The 18,717-nt window shown below is 55.3% G+C and carries 16 protein-coding genes, 1 tRNA gene and 1 pseudogene; 7 read left to right on the forward strand and 11 right to left on the reverse strand.

Annotated features, from left to right (window positions below; all coding sequences use genetic code 11):
* The first annotated feature begins 155 nt into the window (after positions 1 to 155).
* Both MWC30_RS20880 and MWC30_RS20885 read left to right on the forward strand, forming a co-directional pair.
* The gene (locus MWC30_RS20880) at positions 156 to 830 is read left to right on the forward strand and encodes a flavodoxin family protein (protein ID WP_244086139.1); all 675 of its coding nucleotides are present in this window, start codon (positions 156 to 158) and stop codon (positions 828 to 830) included.
* A 108-nt stretch (positions 831 to 938) separates the two neighbouring features.
* Positions 939 to 2,753 carry a sodium:proton antiporter gene (locus MWC30_RS20885; RefSeq protein ID WP_244086140.1) on the forward strand — a complete coding sequence of 605 codons (1,815 nt, stop codon included), beginning with the start codon at positions 939 to 941 and terminating at the stop codon, positions 2,751 to 2,753.
* Between the two features lie 43 nt (positions 2,754 to 2,796).
* Here the strand turns inward: MWC30_RS20885 and MWC30_RS20890 are convergent, their stop codons facing one another.
* Positions 2,797 to 3,576 carry a hypothetical protein gene (locus MWC30_RS20890; RefSeq protein ID WP_244086141.1) on the reverse strand — a complete coding sequence of 260 codons (780 nt, stop codon included), beginning with the start codon at positions 3,574 to 3,576 and terminating at the stop codon, positions 2,797 to 2,799.
* Positions 3,577 to 3,999: 423 nt separating this feature from the next.
* Between MWC30_RS20890 and MWC30_RS20895 the strand changes: the two genes are divergently transcribed.
* The 3 genes from MWC30_RS20895 to MWC30_RS20905 are packed head-to-tail and all read left to right on the forward strand — an operon-like array spanning position 4,000 to position 6,023.
* Positions 4,000 to 5,217 (forward strand): PP2C family protein-serine/threonine phosphatase, encoded by a 1,218-nt coding sequence (locus MWC30_RS20895; protein WP_244086142.1) that lies wholly within the window; start codon positions 4,000 to 4,002, stop codon positions 5,215 to 5,217.
* An 11-nt stretch (positions 5,218 to 5,228) separates the two neighbouring features.
* Entirely contained in the window at positions 5,229 to 5,573 is a 345-nt protein-coding gene (locus MWC30_RS20900) for an STAS domain-containing protein (RefSeq protein ID WP_244086143.1), read from the forward strand.
* 6 nt (positions 5,574 to 5,579) lie between these two features.
* Entirely contained in the window at positions 5,580 to 6,023 is a 444-nt protein-coding gene (locus tag MWC30_RS20905; RefSeq protein WP_244086144.1) for an ATP-binding protein, read from the forward strand.
* Between the two features lie 50 nt (positions 6,024 to 6,073).
* Here the strand turns inward: MWC30_RS20905 and MWC30_RS20910 are convergent, their stop codons facing one another.
* The 3 genes from MWC30_RS20910 to MWC30_RS20920 all read right to left on the reverse strand — a co-directional run bounded on the left by MWC30_RS20910 (position 6,074) and on the right by MWC30_RS20920 (position 12,675).
* Entirely contained in the window at positions 6,074 to 8,539 is a 2,466-nt protein-coding gene (locus tag MWC30_RS20910) for a glycogen/starch/alpha-glucan phosphorylase (protein ID WP_244086145.1), read from the reverse strand.
* A gap of 328 nt (positions 8,540 to 8,867) precedes the next feature.
* Positions 8,868 to 9,452, reverse strand: coding sequence for an MFS transporter (locus tag MWC30_RS20915; RefSeq protein ID WP_368860914.1), 585 nt, complete (start codon positions 9,450 to 9,452; stop codon positions 8,868 to 8,870).
* Between the two features lie 541 nt (positions 9,453 to 9,993).
* Positions 9,994 to 12,675 (reverse strand): glycosyltransferase family 39 protein, encoded by a 2,682-nt coding sequence (locus tag MWC30_RS20920; protein WP_244086147.1) that lies wholly within the window; start codon positions 12,673 to 12,675, stop codon positions 9,994 to 9,996.
* Positions 12,676 to 13,301: 626 nt separating this feature from the next.
* Here MWC30_RS20920 and tumA point away from each other — a divergent pair.
* Positions 13,302 to 13,505: pseudogene (tumA, locus tag MWC30_RS23175) on the forward strand (antitoxin TumA); the annotation flags it as partial.
* A gap of 32 nt (positions 13,506 to 13,537) precedes the next feature.
* Complete coding sequence (locus MWC30_RS23180; RefSeq protein WP_368860915.1) at positions 13,538 to 13,705, forward strand: DUF6516 family protein; 168 nt, start codon at positions 13,538 to 13,540, stop codon at positions 13,703 to 13,705.
* 80 nt (positions 13,706 to 13,785) lie between these two features.
* Here the strand turns inward: MWC30_RS23180 and MWC30_RS20925 are convergent.
* The 7 genes from MWC30_RS20925 to MWC30_RS20955 form a co-directional block, all read right to left on the reverse strand.
* Positions 13,786 to 13,861, reverse strand: a tRNA-Asn gene (locus MWC30_RS20925).
* A gap of 128 nt (positions 13,862 to 13,989) precedes the next feature.
* Positions 13,990 to 14,940 (reverse strand): pyruvate synthase subunit PorB, encoded by a 951-nt coding sequence (gene porB, locus MWC30_RS20930; protein WP_244086148.1) that lies wholly within the window; start codon positions 14,938 to 14,940, stop codon positions 13,990 to 13,992.
* A complete protein-coding gene (locus MWC30_RS20935; RefSeq protein ID WP_244086149.1) occupies positions 14,941 to 16,113 on the reverse strand; it encodes a transketolase C-terminal domain-containing protein in 1,173 nt (390 codons plus the stop codon). It abuts the gene before it with no gap.
* 1 nt (position 16,114) lies between these two features.
* Positions 16,115 to 16,408 (reverse strand): 4Fe-4S binding protein, encoded by a 294-nt coding sequence (locus tag MWC30_RS20940; protein ID WP_244086150.1) that lies wholly within the window; start codon positions 16,406 to 16,408, stop codon positions 16,115 to 16,117.
* A gap of 4 nt (positions 16,409 to 16,412) precedes the next feature.
* Positions 16,413 to 16,961, reverse strand: a complete 549-nt coding sequence (locus MWC30_RS20945) for a pyruvate ferredoxin oxidoreductase subunit gamma (protein ID WP_244086151.1) — start codon at positions 16,959 to 16,961, stop codon at positions 16,413 to 16,415.
* Positions 16,962 to 17,158: 197 nt separating this feature from the next.
* The gene (gene recR / locus MWC30_RS20950; RefSeq protein WP_244086152.1) at positions 17,159 to 17,764 is read right to left on the reverse strand and encodes a recombination mediator RecR; all 606 of its coding nucleotides are present in this window, start codon (positions 17,762 to 17,764) and stop codon (positions 17,159 to 17,161) included.
* Between the two features lie 3 nt (positions 17,765 to 17,767).
* Positions 17,768 to 18,094: a YbaB/EbfC family nucleoid-associated protein gene (locus tag MWC30_RS20955; protein WP_244086153.1), complete on the reverse strand. Its 327-nt coding sequence runs from the start codon at positions 18,092 to 18,094 to the stop codon at positions 17,768 to 17,770.
* Positions 18,095 to 18,717 lie beyond the last annotated feature (623 nt).

Raw genomic sequence — 18,717 nt, forward strand, 5'->3', positions numbered from 1 at the left:
TTCTCAGCCTATCTCTCCTTTAGTTTACTACAGGAGGCCATTGATCACATATTGAAGAACTTTGGAACGAAATACACAATCAACTTCTCCACCTAGAATGTTGTGAAACTTTTGCTTGGGTACTTAATTTGACAAATCAGATAAGGGAGGAGCCATTGAAGATCGTTGCCATTGTCGGAAGTCCACACGGAGCCAAAGGAAGCACGGCCAGGCTGACTCGAATCGTGCTGGAAGGCGCTGAGAGTGAAGGCGCTCGGACGGAAACGCTCTTTCTCAAAGGGAATACGGTACTTCCCTGCCTCGGCTGCGACGTGTGCCACAAGAAGGGGCACTGCCCTCAAAAGGATTCTTTTGAAGAAATCTTAGAGAAGGTCAGAAGCGCCGACGGGCTGATTCTTGGAAGCCCCAACTATATTTTCAGCGTCAGCGCTCAGATGAAAGCCTTCATGGACCGGTGCGGAGGCATCATCCATTGCCTTGGCTTTCATGGAAAATATGGGGCTTCAGTGGTGACGTCCGGAGGGGGCGACGAAGAGCCGATCGCCGCCTACATGGATCATTTCATGATGATTACGGGCATCCAATCGGTGGGCTCCGTTTGGGCGACCATGGGCATGATCTCTGGGGACGATTTCCCGGAGGCTATTTCTCATCGCGCCCGTGAGCTCGGGAAGCGACTGGTTCATGCCTGGAAGAACAAGGAGTCCTTTCCGGAAGTACAGCAAAAGATGGCCGCTTTCAAAGAGCGCATGCGCTCCCTCATGGAGTACCGCAAGGAGGAGTGGCCCTTCGAGCACACTTACTGGAAAGAGCACTGGGGCCTTAAATAGGGGACCAGAGAGGCTGCAGGGGTCTCTGGCTGCCTCGAAGGCTTCGCACCTCTTCGGAATGACGATGGGTGAGATCTAATCCACGCGGCGCATAGAAAGGCTCACAACTTGTCACACGCAACGCTGCTCCAGCTCGTGGGAATTCTCGTCCTCGGCATCAGCGCCCAGTGGGTTGCCTGGCGGCTGCGCCTCCCTTCCATCCTGCTCCTTTTGACCGCGGGCATACTGGCAGGACCCCTCACGGGCCTGCTGCACCCTGGGCAGCTCTTCGGCGATCTTCTTCTCCCCGTCGTGTCTCTCTCCGTTGCCGTCATCCTCTATGAAGGCGGCTTGAATCTCAAGATGCGGGAGCTCCGCGGGATCGGCCGTGTTTTCTTTCTCCTGACGACACTCGGCGCCGTGATTTCCTGGATCATCGGTGCAGTGGCAGCCCGGTATATCCTGGATTTTCCCTGGCCCATCGCCGCATTGTTCGGATCGATCCTCGTGGTGACGGGACCGACCGTCATTGGACCGATCCTGCGGCATTTGCGGCTCCGCGGCAGAGTCGGAGCGCTCCTGAAGTGGGAAGGCATCGTCATCGATCCGCTGGGTGCCATGCTGGCCGTACTGGTTTTCACCGTGGTCCAGGTGGACGCCCTTCACCACGGGCTCCGTGAAGCGGCCCTTGCCTTTGTCCTGACTCTGGCCGTAGGAGTCATTTTCGGACTCCTGGCCGCGGCGGTCATGATTCTCGCCCTGTCCCGATTCTGGCTCCCCGACTTCCTGCACAACCTGGCCTCCCTCATGTTGATGTTCCTGGCGTTCGCGCTGGGGAACCTCGTTCAAGAAGAGTCCGGGCTGTTTGTCGTGACCGTCATGGGCATGGCGCTGGCAAACCAGAATCGCGTATCGATTCGGCACGTGGTCGAATTCAAAGAAACCCTCACGGTGATGTTGATCTCCTGCCTGTTCATCATCCTGTCCGCGCGGTTGCAGCTGGAAGATCTGCGCGGGCTGGGCTGGGGCAGTCTGCTGTTTACCGCCGTCATGATTTTCGTGGCGCGGCCGCTGTCTGTCCTGGCCTCCTCGGTGGGGTCCTCGCTGGGATGGCGGGAACGGCTTTTTTTGGCCTGCATGGCACCGCGCGGCATTGTCGCGGTGGCGGTTTCTTCGGTATTTGCCTTGAGCCTCGAAGGCGCCGGCTATCCCACTGCAGCCCGGATCGTTCCCGTCACCTTTGTCATGGTGTTCCTCACGGTGCTGCTCTACGGAATGGGGGCAGCTCCCCTGGCCCGACGATTGGGGCTCGTTCATGTCAATCCGCAGGGCATCCTGTTCGTCGGTGCGCATGCCTGGGCAAGGGCCATGGCTGAGGCCCTCTCGAGCGAAGGCTGCGCGGTCGCCCTGATCGATACGGACTGGGAAAACGTCCGCAACGGGCGCATGGCCGGATTGAAGTGCCACTATGGCAGTGCGCTGGCGGAACAAACCCGTGAGGAGATCGACTTTGGGGGGCTCGGCAGGATGCTGGCGGTCACTCCAAACAACGCCGTGAACGCATTGGCTTGCCTGCGCTATGTCGAAGATTTCGGCCGGCAGGAGGTCTATCAGCTCCCTTTTGAAATGGGCCAGGAGGGGCGCCACGAAGCGGTGTCCCTGGAACAGCGGGGGCGCCTGCTCTTCGGTCCGGAATTGACCTTCGCCAGGATCAGTGAAATGATGCGTCTCAACCCTCACATACAGAAAACCAGGCTGACGGTGGAGTTCGATTACAAAGCCTTCCAATCACACCACAGCGACGCCGTCATTCCCCTGTTTGTGCTCCAGCCTGACGGCTCATTGCATGTCTGTACAGCCGACAGCGTTGTCGAGCCCAAACCCGGAGATGTCGTGTTCAGCTTCATTAAACCCGTGGACAGGGAATCGCCGCCGCCGGCGTGAACCGCGCATAGACAGAGATTCGCCCCTGCGGTATGGAGTCGGGTCAGAGCTCCGTATCCTTCTTCTTCATAGCTTCTCGATATTTGATCAAAGCCTCGGGGAGTCCTCTCTTTTTTACCGCTTCATCAGGAGCTCTGTCTTTCCGGTCAAAATCATCGGGATCCTGCTCTCCGGTGTATCCGCAGACTCCCATGCGCGGGGAGTTGACCAGGGGAAGGGCCATTCCTTCTTCACATCCGTGCTTGGGGAGGCAAGCCCGACAATAGAAATCCTCGCATTCAGTGCAGAACCGGGTCGCAGGCTTCCCACAATGCGTGCACAACACCTCAGGGATGCGGTTTCGGGCCAGAATTCTGACTTTTTCCTTCAGTGTCCCCTCTCGCTCGGAAACGATTTGCCCCTTCAGGTACGTTGTGGAACCGAAATCGTACTCGTATTCAAACTTATCCTTCACGCTCAGCACTTTGCCGAGCTGCACCGCCATCGATTCTGCCCCTATATCCTCGGGATCCTCATTCTCCGGTACGTACGCCTCCCCATGAATGGTGAACTGGCTGAGGTGCCCGCAGCATTCGAGCCAGATGCTTCGCAGGAATCCATCGAGATCGGCGAGTGTGGATGAGGCCATCATTTCAAGGTGCAGCCAGAATTCGCCGTATGCCGAGACCCTGATGCGGAAAATCTTTTCGACCTTTTTCGCCGCGGCGGCTTCCCCGGCATCTCTTTCCTTCTTTGTCCTGCATGCGGACAGATGTCTCCCCATCGTAGAGCCAGAAAAGGTCTTGAGGCAAAATCGGCATACGCCTTCATTACTTATTTTCATTTGATTTCCTCTTACTTAGAAGACTGAACGTGATGCAGCGGTTTCGAGATTATGCCCTTTCGCGCTGGTATTCGTCGAAGAGCTCCCTGGCGAGGTTTTTATTGCATGCCGCAGCGGAATACAATATAAATATTCAAAACTTCCTTATACATATGCTTTCCAGCGCCATGACTTCTCCTGGCGGCCCGTTGGAGGGAATATTGATCTTGTTTGTTTGAGACCCCATCCCGCTGAGATACTTTGCGCCTCTCCCCTCCAAGGGGAAACGGCTCTCAGAGACTGGCGGCAGGTAATGTTGTTGAGTTAAGCCCCGATCTTCATTCCGGCGAAAGCCGGAATCCAGGCAAATCCAAACTTTTTGGACCCCGGTTTTCACCGGGGTGGCGCTAAGTCACCAACATTGCTACCGGGAGGACCCTTTCAATGACCCAGACCCTCACGGAAATTCTTCAAAAACACAATGAGCGGATCGCCCGCCAATGGGCGGTGATCCTTCATGAAGAGGGTGGTGTTCATTATGCCGGCCGTCCTCTCAATGAGCTCATCGGTACCACCTCGCAGGCGGGGAAGGCATACTTCGCAGCCATCGTCCATGGAGACTTCTCCAAAGTGGATGCCTTTATCGAAAGGATCTGCAAGCTGCGGCTGGAAGGCGGCTTTTCTCTTTCGGAAGTCCAGAAGGCTTTTGAAATCTACCGAACGCTCCTGGTCCCGATCCTGGTGAGGGAATTAACTGATGACGCCCTGCTCAGCGCGCTGGAAGGTCTCAATGCCTGCCTGAGCCGCACCATCTTCGCCTTCAGTGACTACTTCCTGAACATGGCCAATGCTCAATTGATCGAAAAGCAGAGGAAGCTTGACGAAGATCTCCAGGCTGCCGCCGGGATTCAGCAGAGCCTGCTGCCGCAGAAACTGGAAAAACGGCCGAAGATTGAAGCTCTCGATATCGCATGGAAATTCAAGCCCTGCGAAACGATTGGGGGGGACATCTTCAATGTGATCCGCCTCGATGAAGATCACCTCGGGTTTTACATGATCGACGTCAGTGGCCACGGGGTGCCCCCGGCCCTGGTGACCTTTTCCATTTCCCAAACCCTTCAGCCCCACATGGGCTACACCATTCGAAGGCGACCCGGATTGTCCCCCGATTATGACATTGTGTCCCCCGGGGATGTTTTGAAAGCCCTGGACTCGGAATATCCCTGGGAGCGCTTCGAGAAGTTTCTGACCATTATTTATTTGATCGTCGATGTCCGCAATGGTCGTCTCATTTACAGCAACGCCGCCCACCCGCCCCCCCCCCTTCTTCGTGCCGACGGGAGCTTCGAACTGCTGGAAAAGGGCGGCACCATCATCGGCATGGACGGGATACTGCCCTTCGAAGAGGAAGAAAAGCCCTTTTCGCCGGGAGACAAGATTCTGCTTTACACCGATGGAGTGTTTGAGTTCACGGATGACAAAGGAGAGCTTTTTGGAGAGGAACGGTTTCATTCCCTTGTCAGAAACTTGAAGGGGCTGACCATCGAAAAAGTACTGGATGAGATTGTCCTGAGCATTGAAAATTTTGCGCAGGGAGCAAAATTCCAGGATGATGTCAGTCTCATGGGAATCGAATTTAAAGAACGGACCATGTTCGCTTAAGAAAGGGAAGTATGCAACTGCACAATAGCATGATGGCGGATGTTCTCATCGTATGGCCTTTGGAAAAAAGAATTGACGCATCCACCGCAACGGAATTCAAGCAAAAGATGAGCGAATGGATCGATGCGGGAAATCGCAAAATTGTCCTGAACCTCTCGGAAGTGGACTTTATCGACAGCAGCGGTCTTGGCGCCATTGTTTCCAGTCTCAAAAAAATCAGCGGTGAGGGTGATCTGGTCATTTGCGCCGTGAGGGAGACTGTGATGAGTCTTTTCCGACTGACCCGGATGAATCGGGTGTTCGATATCCTGCCATCGGAAGACGAAGCGGTCAGAAAACTTTCCGGACAGTTGTGAGGAAAAATGGAAACGACCGGCACAATCAAGCTGACCATTGAAAGCAAGCTCGAAAACGTCCCCCTGGTCGGGGGAGCTGTTCGGGGGATTGCCGGCGCTTTGTCCATGGATGAAATCAGCGGCTATCACATGGAGCTCTGCGTCGTGGAAGCGGTAACCAACGCGACCAAGCACGCCTACTCGCTCGAAGCGGGGCATAGCGTGGAAATCAACATTCTACGCTTCCCGGACCGGATCACCTTTCAGGTCTGCGACAGGGGGAAGAGCCTGGATCCGGCAAAGGTCCGGCCTCTGGAATTCGATCCCGACCAGCTGGAGACCGTTCCGGAGAGGGGCATGGGCCTCTTCATCATGCATTCTCTCATGGATGAGGTACGGTACGAAACCGACGGCGGGCTCAACATGCTCACCATGAGCAAGCATTTGGGAAAGCACGAAGCATCCCGGTAGTATGGCACCATAAATCTTTCATTCTTTGGTGCGGGCCCCGGGGGCATGCCTTATTCTTTCTCCCCGCCTCGTACGGCTCCTGCTTTCCAAATGAGCTCCGCATAATCGGAAATGGCCCTGTCACTGGAGAATTTTCCCGACCGCGCCACATTGAAAATCGCCTTTTGGGTCCACAGGGGCGGATTTCGGTATTCCTCCTCGATTTTTTCTTGAATTCCAATGTACGAGAGAAGATCCGGCAGGTGGAAGTAGGTGTCTTCCTCATTCATGATGCGGTGGTAAATCCAGTGAAACAGCCCCGGTTCCGAAGGGCAGAAGAGATCGTCGCCAAAGGAATCGATGACCAGGCGGATTTCGGGATGGGCATGGTAGTATTCTGTCGGACGATAGGCGTGATCACGCTGCATCGCCGCGATTTCATCGGCTGTCAAGCCAAAGATGAAGAGATTTCCCTCTCCTGCTTCCTCCAGCATTTCAACGTTGGCGCCGTCCAGCGTCCCGACGGTCAATGCGCCGTTCAGCATGAATTTCATATTTCCCGTTCCGGACGCCTCCGTACCCGCCGTGGAGATCTGCTCGCTGAGCTCCGCGGCCGGGATGATCTTCTCCGCCAGTGACACGCGGTAATCGGGCAGAAAGACGACCTTGAGGACGTCCTGCACTCTTTTGTCCCCGTTGATGACCTGCCCCACGTTATGGATCAGCTTGATGATCTGTTTGGCCACCCAGTAGCCGGGAGCCGCCTTCCCGGCAAATATATGGGTCCTGGCGACAGCGGGTGTCTTTTCTCCCCGGACAATCTGCAGATATTCATAGATGATATGCATGACCTTCAGGAGCTGGCGCTTGTACTCATGGATCCGCTTCACATGGACATCGAACAGCGAATCGGGATCGACACGCACCCGGGTGCTCCTCCAAATGATCTCCCCCAACAGCTCCTTATTGGCGCGTTTGATCCTGCGAAACCGTTCCTGGAAGCTTTCGTCGCCCGCATACGGCTCCAGCCGTTTGAGTTGCGAAAGATCGGTGATCCAGGCATCCCCGACCGTCTCGCTGATCAGCCGCGCCAGCTGGGGGTTGGCTTTGAGGAGCCAGCGTCTCTGGGTGATGCCGTTGGTGACATTCACGAAGCGCTCCGGCCACAACGCGTGGAAATCCACAAAGTTGTTTGTCTTCAGAATCTCCGTGTGAAGGGCGGAAACCCCATTGATGGAATGCGAGCCGACCATGGCCAGATGAGCCATTCTGACCTGCTTGTTTTCACCTTCCTCGATGAGAGACATCTTCTGGAGGAGATCCGTGCGGCCCGGATGGAGCGTGCTCACTTCCTGGAGAAAGCGCTGATTGATCTCGTAAATGATTTGGAGATGACGGGGGATGACCTGCTCCAGAAGGCTCGCGGGCCACTTCTCCAGGGCCTCCGAGAGGACCGTGTGGTTGGTGTAAGCCAGGGACTGGCGGGTGATCTCCCATGCGGAATCCCACGGCAGCGCATACTCGTCCACAAGCTGCCGCATCAACTCCGCCACCGCCAGGGAAGGATGCGTGTCATTCATCTGGATGGCCACTGAATCGGGAAAGCGGTCAAAATCCTCATGGTCCTTCAGATACCGGCGGATGATATCCCTCAGGGAGCAGGCCACCAGGAAGTATTCCTGAACCAGGCGCAGTTCCTTGCCCGATTGCAGGGTGTCCAGGGGATAGAGCATTTTCGTGATGGTTTCGGAAGAAACCTTCTGCTCCACTGCCCGGAAATAATCCCCTTCATTGAAGATCTGGATGTCAAAATCCCTGGATGACCCGGCCCCGTAGAGCCGCAGCCAGTTCACCGTCCTGCCGCCGTAGCCGACGACGGGGATGTCGAAGGGAATGCCCGTGATGACCTTCCAGTCCAGCCACATGGGATTGTATTCCCCCGAACGGTCCTGGAAGTGCTCGATCCGCCCGTAGATGGGAACAATGCATTTCTCGTCGGTACGCTTGATCTCCCAGGGACTGAACTCCGCCAGCCAGTTGTCCGGCTTCTCCTTCTGGTAGCCGTTGTCCACTTCCTGCTTGAAAAGGCCGTACTCATAGTGAATCCCATAGCCGAAGCCGGCGAGATCGAGGGTTGCCATGGAATCCAGGTAACAGGCCGCCAACCGCCCAAGGCCCCCATTGCCAAGCCCGGCGTCGCTTTCCTGGTCTCGGACCTCTTCCAGATCAACACCCGCATCCTCCAGGATGTTCCGGCACACGTCAAAGAGGCCGAGGTTGTAAAGGGTATTCCCCAGGAGCCTCCCGATGAGAAATTCCATGGAGAGGTAATAGATTCTTTTTGCCTTGAATTCCTTATACCTGCTTTCCGTCTCCAGAATCTTCTCCGTCATCCTGTCCCGTAGAGAGAAGGCCGTGGCGAGAAAAAAGTCCCGGCATTCCTTGGAGGGTGGTTCCTTGCAGAGTGAGCAGCGGAGGTGGTAATCCATGGACGCTTTCAACGCGGACTGGGTATTGGTCAAGTAGTCGTGATTCATATGAGGCATCCTCGATTTTGCATTGGGAGCCCAATCTGAGCGATCGGACCTCAGGAAGGAACCCCGGCAATTGCGCCGATTGTTGATGGTGTGGAGAAAAAGCGCTCCGCGGCACGGTTTCCGCACATGGCGCCGGTGGTTGGCAGGTTTGTAAAATCAATTTTACCACAACAGGCATTTTAATCCAAAGGGCTATTGATGCGGGCCGCAGGGCAATCGAATTGAAAGGCCACAAGGCTTACGAGGCTCGCGGACGCTCGCCTGATGATGTCAAAACCTCTTTTTGGGAATATGGCGGGCTTTCAGGACTTTTGGGGACCCCAAAGGCTCAATGCTGTTGTCGCCGCGCCTTGAGGACAAGTCCCATCAACGTCAAGGCTGCGAAGATCGCCCCCGCATAGAAGGTGAAGGATGCACCGAAGCGATCCCACAGTAGCCCCGCTGCGGCACTGGCCATCAACATGGCGATGCCGCTGACCAGATTGAAAAAGCCGTAGGCGGTGCCGCACATTTCTGGTGGAGCCAGGTCGGCCACCAGTGCATCGCGGGGAGCGCCCCGCACTCCTTTCCCCACTCGATCCAGCAGGCGTGCCGTGAAAACGATGCCTGCGGTCGGCGCGATGGCAAACAATGGCTTGGTGAGCGCGCCCAAGGAGTAGCCGAAGACAGCCAGTGCCTTGCGCTTACCCAAATAGTCGCTGAGTGTCCCGGAAAATACTTTGGCGATGAGGGCTGTGGACTCGGCGAGACCTTCTATCAGGCCGACGACAAACGTACTTGCTCCCAAGGGGCCGACCAGAAACAGGGGAAGCAGGCTGTGGATCATCTCGGACGAGATGTCCATGAACATGCTCACGACGCCAAGAGCCCAAATGCTGACCGGGATACGCTTGAGCGGGGTGCTCATGCTCATACCTTGTTCCGATCGCCCTGAATCCGTCTGGAGCGGATTCGCCATTTACGCCAATAGAAAAACACCATAACGCCGCATCCGGCTATCAACAGCAGAGTGGCCTATTTCAGATTATGCAGCACGAGCTGCTCTTTACGGGCGAACAAGAAACCCACAACGGCCAGCACCAGCACTCATAACCCATCGCCCCACGCCGTTGCGACGCAAAAGGTGAAGACACCCATGCGAGTCAATCCCGCCGGTAACGAGATGTATTGGCGGATCATCTGGTGGTAGCCGACCGATAAATATGCTGATGCGCCCATGTCGGCCAAAAAAGCGGTCGGGCTTTTTCAGAGAATGGTGACTGACCAACAGGTATCGTCCGTACGTTTCAAAGAAAGGTCATCCACACGTCATGGCGATCCACTGGATGAACAAAGCCCCCAGCAGACTGCCCAGCGTGCCGCAAAAGACGACTATCCCAGATGGGTGCGGCTCTTTTGGAACGATGGTTAAAGAGCGGCATCCATTTTCGTTTCAGGATCAGCCATTTCTCCAATTATTTAAGTTGATATGAGTCATAATAACCATAACCTATTCGATAGAAGAAAGTAGCTTTAGTTAATGATTTGAAATGAATCACAATGGTCTGGATTGGATCAAGACGCTTATAATAATTTGCTATGGAGGGTCGGCTCAGAGAGTCTGGGGTGTCAGAAACCATAATTATATTTTTTCCAACCGCATCTTTACGATCAAACCAATATTCATACATCAGACTATTACCGCCAAACAAATGTCGACCAGTAGTTTTCAATATTCCTTCGCGTTCAATATGGGAGCGCTGATCTTCTTCAGCTATTGTCCTGTAGAATGCCAGCTGGCTCGCTACATTATATTTATCCATGCCAATGACTAACGGCTCTTCTCCGGTTCTAATCTCAAGGTCATCCTCAACATGTTCAACTTGTCTCCCCAACTCCTTCCACCCCACGTACCTGAATCGGTTTGGATATGGAATGCCGGGAAAGCCGAGTGTGATGTAATGGAAGGTAACACCATAAATGAGCATGGTGGTCAATATTGTCGGAGCCCAAAGGCGTCTGGCCAGGGAGCGAAGGCCGACATACCGAGAGGCCCCATTGGGGATCATGTCCCTGGCAAGCAGTGGGACAGCAGCCAGCCAAAGCGGACCAGCCCAGTTGAGTTTCGGATCGTGTCTGAGGCTAAAAGCGATGAAAACGGATAGCGGAACAAATGTGAAAATAACGGAAAAGAGCTGCCGGTGGTCCGCGAATGCTGTTTGAGAATTTTCATCAATACTTTCCTTTATATATGTTTTTCCCCACGTCCTTGGCCAAAAGGAGAAGAGAGCGTTTTCCAGGCCGGTCGGTGTCAACAGTAAGAGCAAGCTCCCGGCGAGCAGGGGCAGGCCGAATTCCGGAGATGCGTTAAGGCGGTGAACTGTTTGGAATGTAAAGGACGCCCAATCCCCACGGGCGTTCCAGATAAGGACCGGTGAAAATAAGCACAACGCCAATAACACCGCCGCATAAGGCTCCCATCGCATCATCCATCGACGGGACTGCCGGTCGTATAGGATGTAGATCAGAGCTGATAGCCCAAGGAGCGCGATGGTGTACTTTGATAACATACCCAGTCCCAAGCAGGTCCCAATGCCCCACCAGGCTCGTCGACTTTCTTTCAACAGGGCACGTTGAAAAAAATACACCGCACCCGCCCAGCATGCCATGAGAGGCGCATCAGGTGTCATTACAAATCCGGTGAAAAAGAAGATCGGTAACACCGCAATGAGGAGCACAGCCCGCAACGCTGTGGATTTGTCGAACAGATCAAGGCTTGATCGATATACAAAAAATGCGGTAACAAACCAGCAGATGAACGCACCAATGCGGACACCAAGCTCGCTATTCCCGAGAACAGCCGTTCCTAACCAAATCAGCCATGCGACCATCGGCGGGTGGTCAAGATAACTGAGAGCAGGATGTTGTGCATAGTTCCAGTAATACGCTTCCTCCACTAGCAAATCGGGTAGCCCCAGGTAGAAGAGCCGTAACAACACGAGGTAGCAAATTACCCCGATCGAAGCGACGCGCCAGCGCATCGCGGGACTGCAGCCGCTATCCCGCAGAGGAAAGATGAAGAATGCGCTGCCGAAGTAGTTGACGATCGCCGCGGCCCCGACTGCCGCAATGATGGCGAATTGAGGCGACCACCCGTTGACATCGACGAGCGTGCCCAACACCGCCCCTCTCAGCAGGAGTGCAAGCAAAGCGACAAGTAAGAAATGGAGGTACCGGCGCCAGCCGTCTCCGCGGCTCATCTGAGCCGTTTCTTTGAATGACCAATGCGCATTGAGGCTGTAATTGAACAACGTGGCTGCCACGAAACCCATGATATGCGCCGCAGCCAAGGCGTAGTCGGCATGGATCATGACCTGAAAGCATGCGATGTCAAGCGTCATGCCCATCAGACCGACCAGTGCGAAGCGGATGGATGTGCGGGGCGAGACCGCACCGCCAGCCAATGAACAGAGCCGATCGAGGTATGCGAAGATTACTTCGGTTCCGAGTTTTGATCGCCCGTATTGTCGATCCTTGAATTCGATCGGGATTTCGGTCACACGAAGCGATTCTCCGCCAGCCACAATGACTTCTAAGCCAATTTTATAACCGCTGGCCTCAGGAGCTGCCTGCAGGAAACGCTCCCGCTGCACCGCAAAAAAACCTGACATTGGGTCACGGACATCCACGATTGGCCACGCCAACCCGGATGCCCCACGAGACATTAGCCGGCGGTGCCACGGCCAATCGGGCGTTGTCCCTCCAGCAACGTAACGACTACCAACGACCATGTCTGCCTCATTGTTAAGCACCGGACCTGCCAGGTCTGGAACTCGCTCGGGCGGATGACTCAGGTCTGCATCCATGACCACCACAATTTCTCCAACGGCGGCGCGGGCTCCGGCAAGGACAGCACCAGCCAATCCGCCTTCAGGTTCACGAGCCAGCAGACGTACCGGATAATCACGGGACCATGATTTGACTCGATCACGCGTCCCATCGGTCGAGCCATCATCTACGATAATCACCTCCGTCTCGAACCTTTGGCCGGCCGTTGCGGCAAATATGCGCTGAAGGAGTGGAGCAATATTTTCCTCCTCATTGAGTGTCGGAACGACAATTGAGATTTTTGATTTATTAATATTGTTAGTTGGCATCAGTTGGTCCTTCTCTTCATTCTCATGCGACGTCATGCGGATAGAGCTGTAAAAACAATTTAGTGGTGGTCATTATCCTCTGTCCGATGGCCGCCAGATTGTCTTCAGGCGACTATTGAGAGGCCACGGCAATTATGACATGAAAGCAACGCCAAAGCTGCAATAAATATATGTAACCGTTTTCACATGGAGATAATTTCTTAGAATATTGTTGCTATTCAAATCAAGTCACCTCTGTAGTAGGGCGTCCAAATCGGCTTTCGGCCGTTGCCCGGTTTTTGGACCCGGCGAAAGCCTCCCAAGTCAAGCTCTGGCGGCCATTTTCCCGGAAAATCCGGGAGACCAAAAACCGGGTAAAGAATCTGGGCGATTCAGATCTTTTTTGGACGCCCTACCTCTGTAGTGACAGTTCCACGAAACACATTGACACCGGGCGCTGCTCTCAGTGGATATAGATTCAATGGGCGAAGTGAGGGGGGTATTGAAATAGAAAGAGATCAAGAGATCAGATTCATCTTCCGGCTGGGGCTGCCTTCTCATCGCGCTCAAGTCATGCTAGATTACAAAATCTTATCAAAAATTGTACATCGAATCGGAGGTCACCATGAAAAGAGAGAGAATCCGGTTCGCCTGTAGATGCTTTGGTTGCGATAGCGAAGCGGCTAAGCGTTTACGAAAACCGATATGGGATTTCTTCGGAGGACTTCTACGCCCAATATGGAATAGGCCGGATGGAGGATTCGATCGATTTTGTCGAGTGGGCAAACGACTACCAGCACTATGTGGCTCTTCGGATTGAAATAGAGAAGCAGTTGCGCCATGTTGCTTGAGCCCTTGCGCCACTACCTCCAAGAGGTGGAATGTGCCGTTCGGAACTTGCAAGGAGTCACGCTTCCCTGAGTTGAAGAATTTCCCTCATCATAAACACCTGGAGGAAGAAACAATGGATTGCGAAAAACCATCCATTGTTCAGGTGATTGAAGAGGCTGGGCAGCATTCCGACCTGCAGGCCTTGCATGATGGAGAGTAATCGTGCACGCATGATGGGTACAGCCTACCAAGCAACGACAAAAGGCCATTCCCCTTTCGGAAAATGGCCTTTTTGATAACTGGCTCCCCGGGACGGACTCGAACCATCAACCTAGTGGTTAACAGCCACCCGCTCTGCCGATTGAGCTACCGGGGATCGTGCCTCAAGTGAGGTGCATCAATAGCAAAACACTTTCTGGTTGTCAACAGGAACCTTGAAGTTTTTTGATCCGAAGGGCGCTCTCTCTTCTGGAGAGGGTGCCCCCGGATCCAAAGCCGTTGAGTTTAGGCTTCCACGCCGCACTTTTTCAGCAATTCGGCGTATTCCGCATCGATCCGTTCCTGGATCATCTGGACGTCGGTCTCCGTCAGGTGGCGGAAGCGACGCTGCATTTTGAAGTATTCGCTGATGGGCTTCGGCTTGGCCACTTTGCGGGAAAGCACGTACTGCCCGTCGATGACTTCATACAGGGGAAAGACCTTGGACTGAACCGCCAGTCTGGCCACGGCGACACTCTCATCCCCCCCGCAGCGCCAGCCGGTGGGACAGGGTGAATAGAAGTGCAGGTAAGCGGGTCCCGGAATCATGGACGCCTTCTTCACTTTGTTCATCAGGTCCACGGGGTATGCGGGAGAGGCGGTGGCCACGTAGGGAATCTCGTGAGCCACTGCAATGGCCGGCATGTTCTTTTTCCAGGTGCTCTGCCCCTTGCTGTACTTCCCGGCTGGAGAGGTCGTGGTGGAAGCACCCCAGGGGGTGGAGGAGGAACGCTGAATGCCGGTGTTCATATATGCTTCGTTGTCGAGGCAGATGTAGATGAAGTTGTGACCGCGCTCCAGGGCGCCGCTGAGGGCCTGGATGCCGATGTCCGCCGTGGAGCCGTCGCCGCCGTAGGCAAGGAAGGTCACGTCGGGCTGGTTGATCTTGCCCTTGCGGTTCATGGCTTTGTAGGCCGCTTCCACGCCGCTGACGACGGCGGAGGTGTTTTCGAAAGCCACATGGATCCAGGGCACGTTCCACGCCGTCTGGGGAAATGGAGACGTCACGATTTCCATGCAACCCGTTGCGCTGCATACCACGACATTGGTTCCGAGAGCCTTCATGGCCTGACGGAGGGCGAGGATTTCTCCACAGCCCTGGCACGCGCGGTGACCGGACGAAAGAGGCTCCACCTCCGGCATGTTCTTGAGGTTAAACCCCTTGAAATCCTTTATAGCTTCTGCTGCGATTCCCATTTAGTCCCTCACATTGATGATTTCATAAGGTACGGGTTTCCCCCCATTGGCGGAGGCTTTTTCGACCATCTCCTCGAAGTTCTGAACGGTTATATCCCGACCGCCGAGTCCGACAAAGAAGTTGCGGAGGCTGGGGTGATGATTTTGATCGAACAGAACGGATTTCACTTCGCCGCCAAGAATACCGGTATCTCCGCCGGAGAAATTCATGGCCCGATCCAGCACTACCAGGTTCTTGGCGCCCTTGACGGGCTCGAACAGCTCTGCCTCGGGGAAGGGTCTCCAGAGACGAATGCGGGCCACGCCCACCTTTTTGCCTTTGGCCCGCAGGGCATCCGCTGCCGTCATGGCCGTTTCCGAAATGCTTCCCATGGAAACAATGATGGTTTCGGCATCTTCGGTTTTGTAGGTTTCAACGGGCTTGTAGTAGCGGCCGAACTTATCCCCGAATTCCTTCCAGGCTTCCACGATGACGGCCTTGGAATTCCTCAGGGCCTGATCCTGGGCCATTTTGGCTTCGGTGTAGATATCGGGCATGCCCACGGGTCCCATGCTCACCGGATGGGCGGGATCCAGGCGCATGGCGGGCTTGTAGGGAGGCAGGTATGCGTCCACTTCCGCCTTGTCCGGCATGTGGATGGGCTCGATCATGTGGCTCAAAATGAAGCCGTCCAGGTTGACCTGCACGGGAAGCAGGACCCGATGATCTTCACCCACCTTGAAGGCATGAAAAATGAGGTCCACCACTTCCTGGCCGTTTTCAGCAACAGTCTGGATCCAGCCCGTGTCGCGGGACATCATCATGTCCGCATGATCGTTCCAGATGCTGATGGGGGCGCTCAGGGCCCGATTGGCCACCGTCATGACGATGGGCAGGCGCATGCTGGAAGCGATGTAGCAGATTTCGGACATGAGGGCATAGCCCTGGGAGCTCGTCGCCGTGAAAGTGCGCGCTCCTGCGGCGGATGACCCGATGCAGCAGCTCATGGCACTGTGCTCGGATTCGACGGGGATGAATTCGGCATCCAGATGTCCGTCGGCCACGAGCTCGGAAAGATGCTCCACGATGTGAGTCTGAGGCGTAATAGGATATGCCGCAATCACATCAACGTCAGCCAGCGCTGCGGCTTCAGCAGCAGCTATTGAGACTTCCACCCCAATCCGCTTGCCCATATCAGTCGCCCTCCTGCACCATGGCAATGCAGCTCACGGGGCACTCATGTGCGCAGATCCCGCAGCCTTTGCAGTAATAATAATTTTGTTCGTAATAGCCTTCGGCGTTCTTCTTGTACACCATATCCGGGCAGAAGATGTAGCACTGACCGCATTTCGTGCACTTCTCATAGTCCGTCACAGGACGCATGGACCGCCAGTCGCCGGTCTTGAGCTCTCCGGCGTTGCCGGGGCGTGTGATGGAATTGCCCAGCTCCAACTCTTTCCAGCTCATGATACCCGTTTCTTTAGCCACCGTTTTATCCCTCCACCACAGTTTCTTCGAAGGCGCGCGCGCAGGCCTTGATGTTCTTTTCGGCAATGGGACCAAAACGATGCTCGATGGGGGCCCGCAGACCGTCCATGGAAATCAGTCCCGTAGCTTTCAACAGAGCTCCCAGCATGGTCGTGTTCGTGATGGGGACCCTCATGGTCTCCATGGCAATCTTGGAGGCGTCCACGAGAGCCAGGCGCCCTTTGATGCCCGATTCCTTGCGAACCTCCTCCACCGATTTGGTGGTATTGAGGATGACGATTCCCCCATCTCTCAGGCCGGCTTCCACGTTCACAATCTTGAGAAGCGTCGGGTCCAGAACGACGACGATGTTCGGCTCGTAAACCTTTTCCCGTGTGCGAATGGGTGCATCGCTCACGCGCACAAAAGCCATCACCGGGGCACCGCGGCGCTCCGGGCCGAAGCTCGGAAATGCCTGTGCATACTTTCCTTCTTCAATCGCGGCCAAAGCTGTGAGCTCGGCTGAAGTCACGGCCCCTTGGCCTCCGCGTCCATGAAATCGAATTTCAACCATAATTCGTCTCTCCACGCTCAACGTTGCAGGTCAATGCACGCACCAGAGAAAATGCCCTTCGTCGATTTCAACTTGAGAAAATTCACGGCAACAACAGATGGGGCATCCAGGTCGGCGAAATAAAAACTCATATCAAGCTAAAACAGGCAGGTCAAGAATTTTTATTGGATTTTTCCATCCAGATTTCATTTCCCGCGTCAAAAGTCCTGCCTGCCCTTCAGCGCGCGCTCCAGGGTGACCCGGTCCGTGTACTTGAGGTCCCCGCCCATGGGGATCCCGTAGGCAATGCGTGAAATCCGCAGCCCCCGATCCTTCAAAAGCTTCAGGAGGTAGTGGGCCGTGGCCTCCCCTTCACTGCTGGGATTGGTGGCAAGAATCACCTCCCGGATGGGCTCCCTGTCCAGGCGCTGGAGCAGCTCCCGAATACGGATGTTGTCGGGTCCGATGGCATCGAGGGGGGCGAGAACCCCCTGCAGGACGTGGTAAATCCCTTTGAAGGCTCCGGACTGTTCGATGGCCAGGAGATCGGCGGTGCTTTCCACGACACACAGCAGCGTCGCATCCCGGCCGGCATCCGAACAGATGGAGCAGAGCTCCTGGTCGGTAAAATGAAAGCACCGGGAACAGGTGTGCACCCGATTTCTCAGGTGGACAATTCCCTCGGCAAGGGCTTCGACTTCCTCGGCGGGCGCCTGCAGAAGGTACATGGCAATGCGGGTGGCGCTCTTTTCGCCCAAACCGGGCAGCTTGCTCAAACTGCGGATGAGCCGCGTCAAAACAGGGGGATAGGCGTTCAGACTCATGCCTTAAAAGAGACCGGGGATCTTCAGGCCGGGAATGTTCAGCCCTCCCGCCAGCTTGCCCATTTCGGCGGCGGCCATTTCCTGAGAGCGCCTCAGGCCGTCGTTTACCGCGGCCACCAGAAGATCCTGGAGCATTTCAATGTCTTCAGGGTCCACCACCTGGCGGTCGATCTTCAAGCTCACCACCTCCTGACGCCCGTTGACCACCACCGTCACCATGCCGCCGCCGGAGGACGACTCCACGGTCTTCAACGCCAGCTCTTCCTGAGTTTTGGCCATCTTGTCCTGCAATGCCTTGACTTGTTGCATGGGATTGAACCCTTTAGCCATCTTTAATCCTCCTCACATTTCGATTTCATCAAGGAACTCAAAAAGGATCATTCTTCTTTCGTCTGTTCGGACTTCTCCGTTTTTACACGCCGAATATCGACGAGCTCGCCCCCGAGGATCTCGAGGGCCTGCATCACGGCAGGATGCTCCAGCACCTTCGCCCGAGGGTTGGGCCTGGCGGCTTTGGGGGACGGCGCGCTTCCCTGCTGCCCTCCTTCCTTCGACCGTCTGCGGATCACCCATTGAAACTCCTGCCCGAAAAAATCACGGGCCGCATGGGAGAGACGGGCCAGAGACTTGGGATCTTTAAAAGTATCTTCAAAGATTTCAATCACTTCCAGTTCCAGAATCCCTTCCGCTCCCGGAGAAACACGGCTGCCCTTCAGTTTCTCGAACAGCACGGCATGTCCTGCCTGGAGCCACTGCTGAAAATCCCCCCAGCGGGCCACAACTTCAGCTGCGGACACAGGCCCCGCCGGCACCACCCCAGCGTCCCGAGGCGCAGGCGGGATCGGCTCCTCCACAACGACCGGTGCGGGGGGCTCCCGAACAACCCTGTCGCTTATACCAATCTGACGCTGCCGACGATACTCCTTGTGTAGATCTTCGTGGTCGCCGTATAC

It is taken from the genome of Desulforhabdus sp. TSK (assembly GCF_022836495.1).
Taxonomy (GTDB): Bacteria; Desulfobacterota; Syntrophobacteria; order Syntrophobacterales; family Syntrophobacteraceae; genus Desulforhabdus.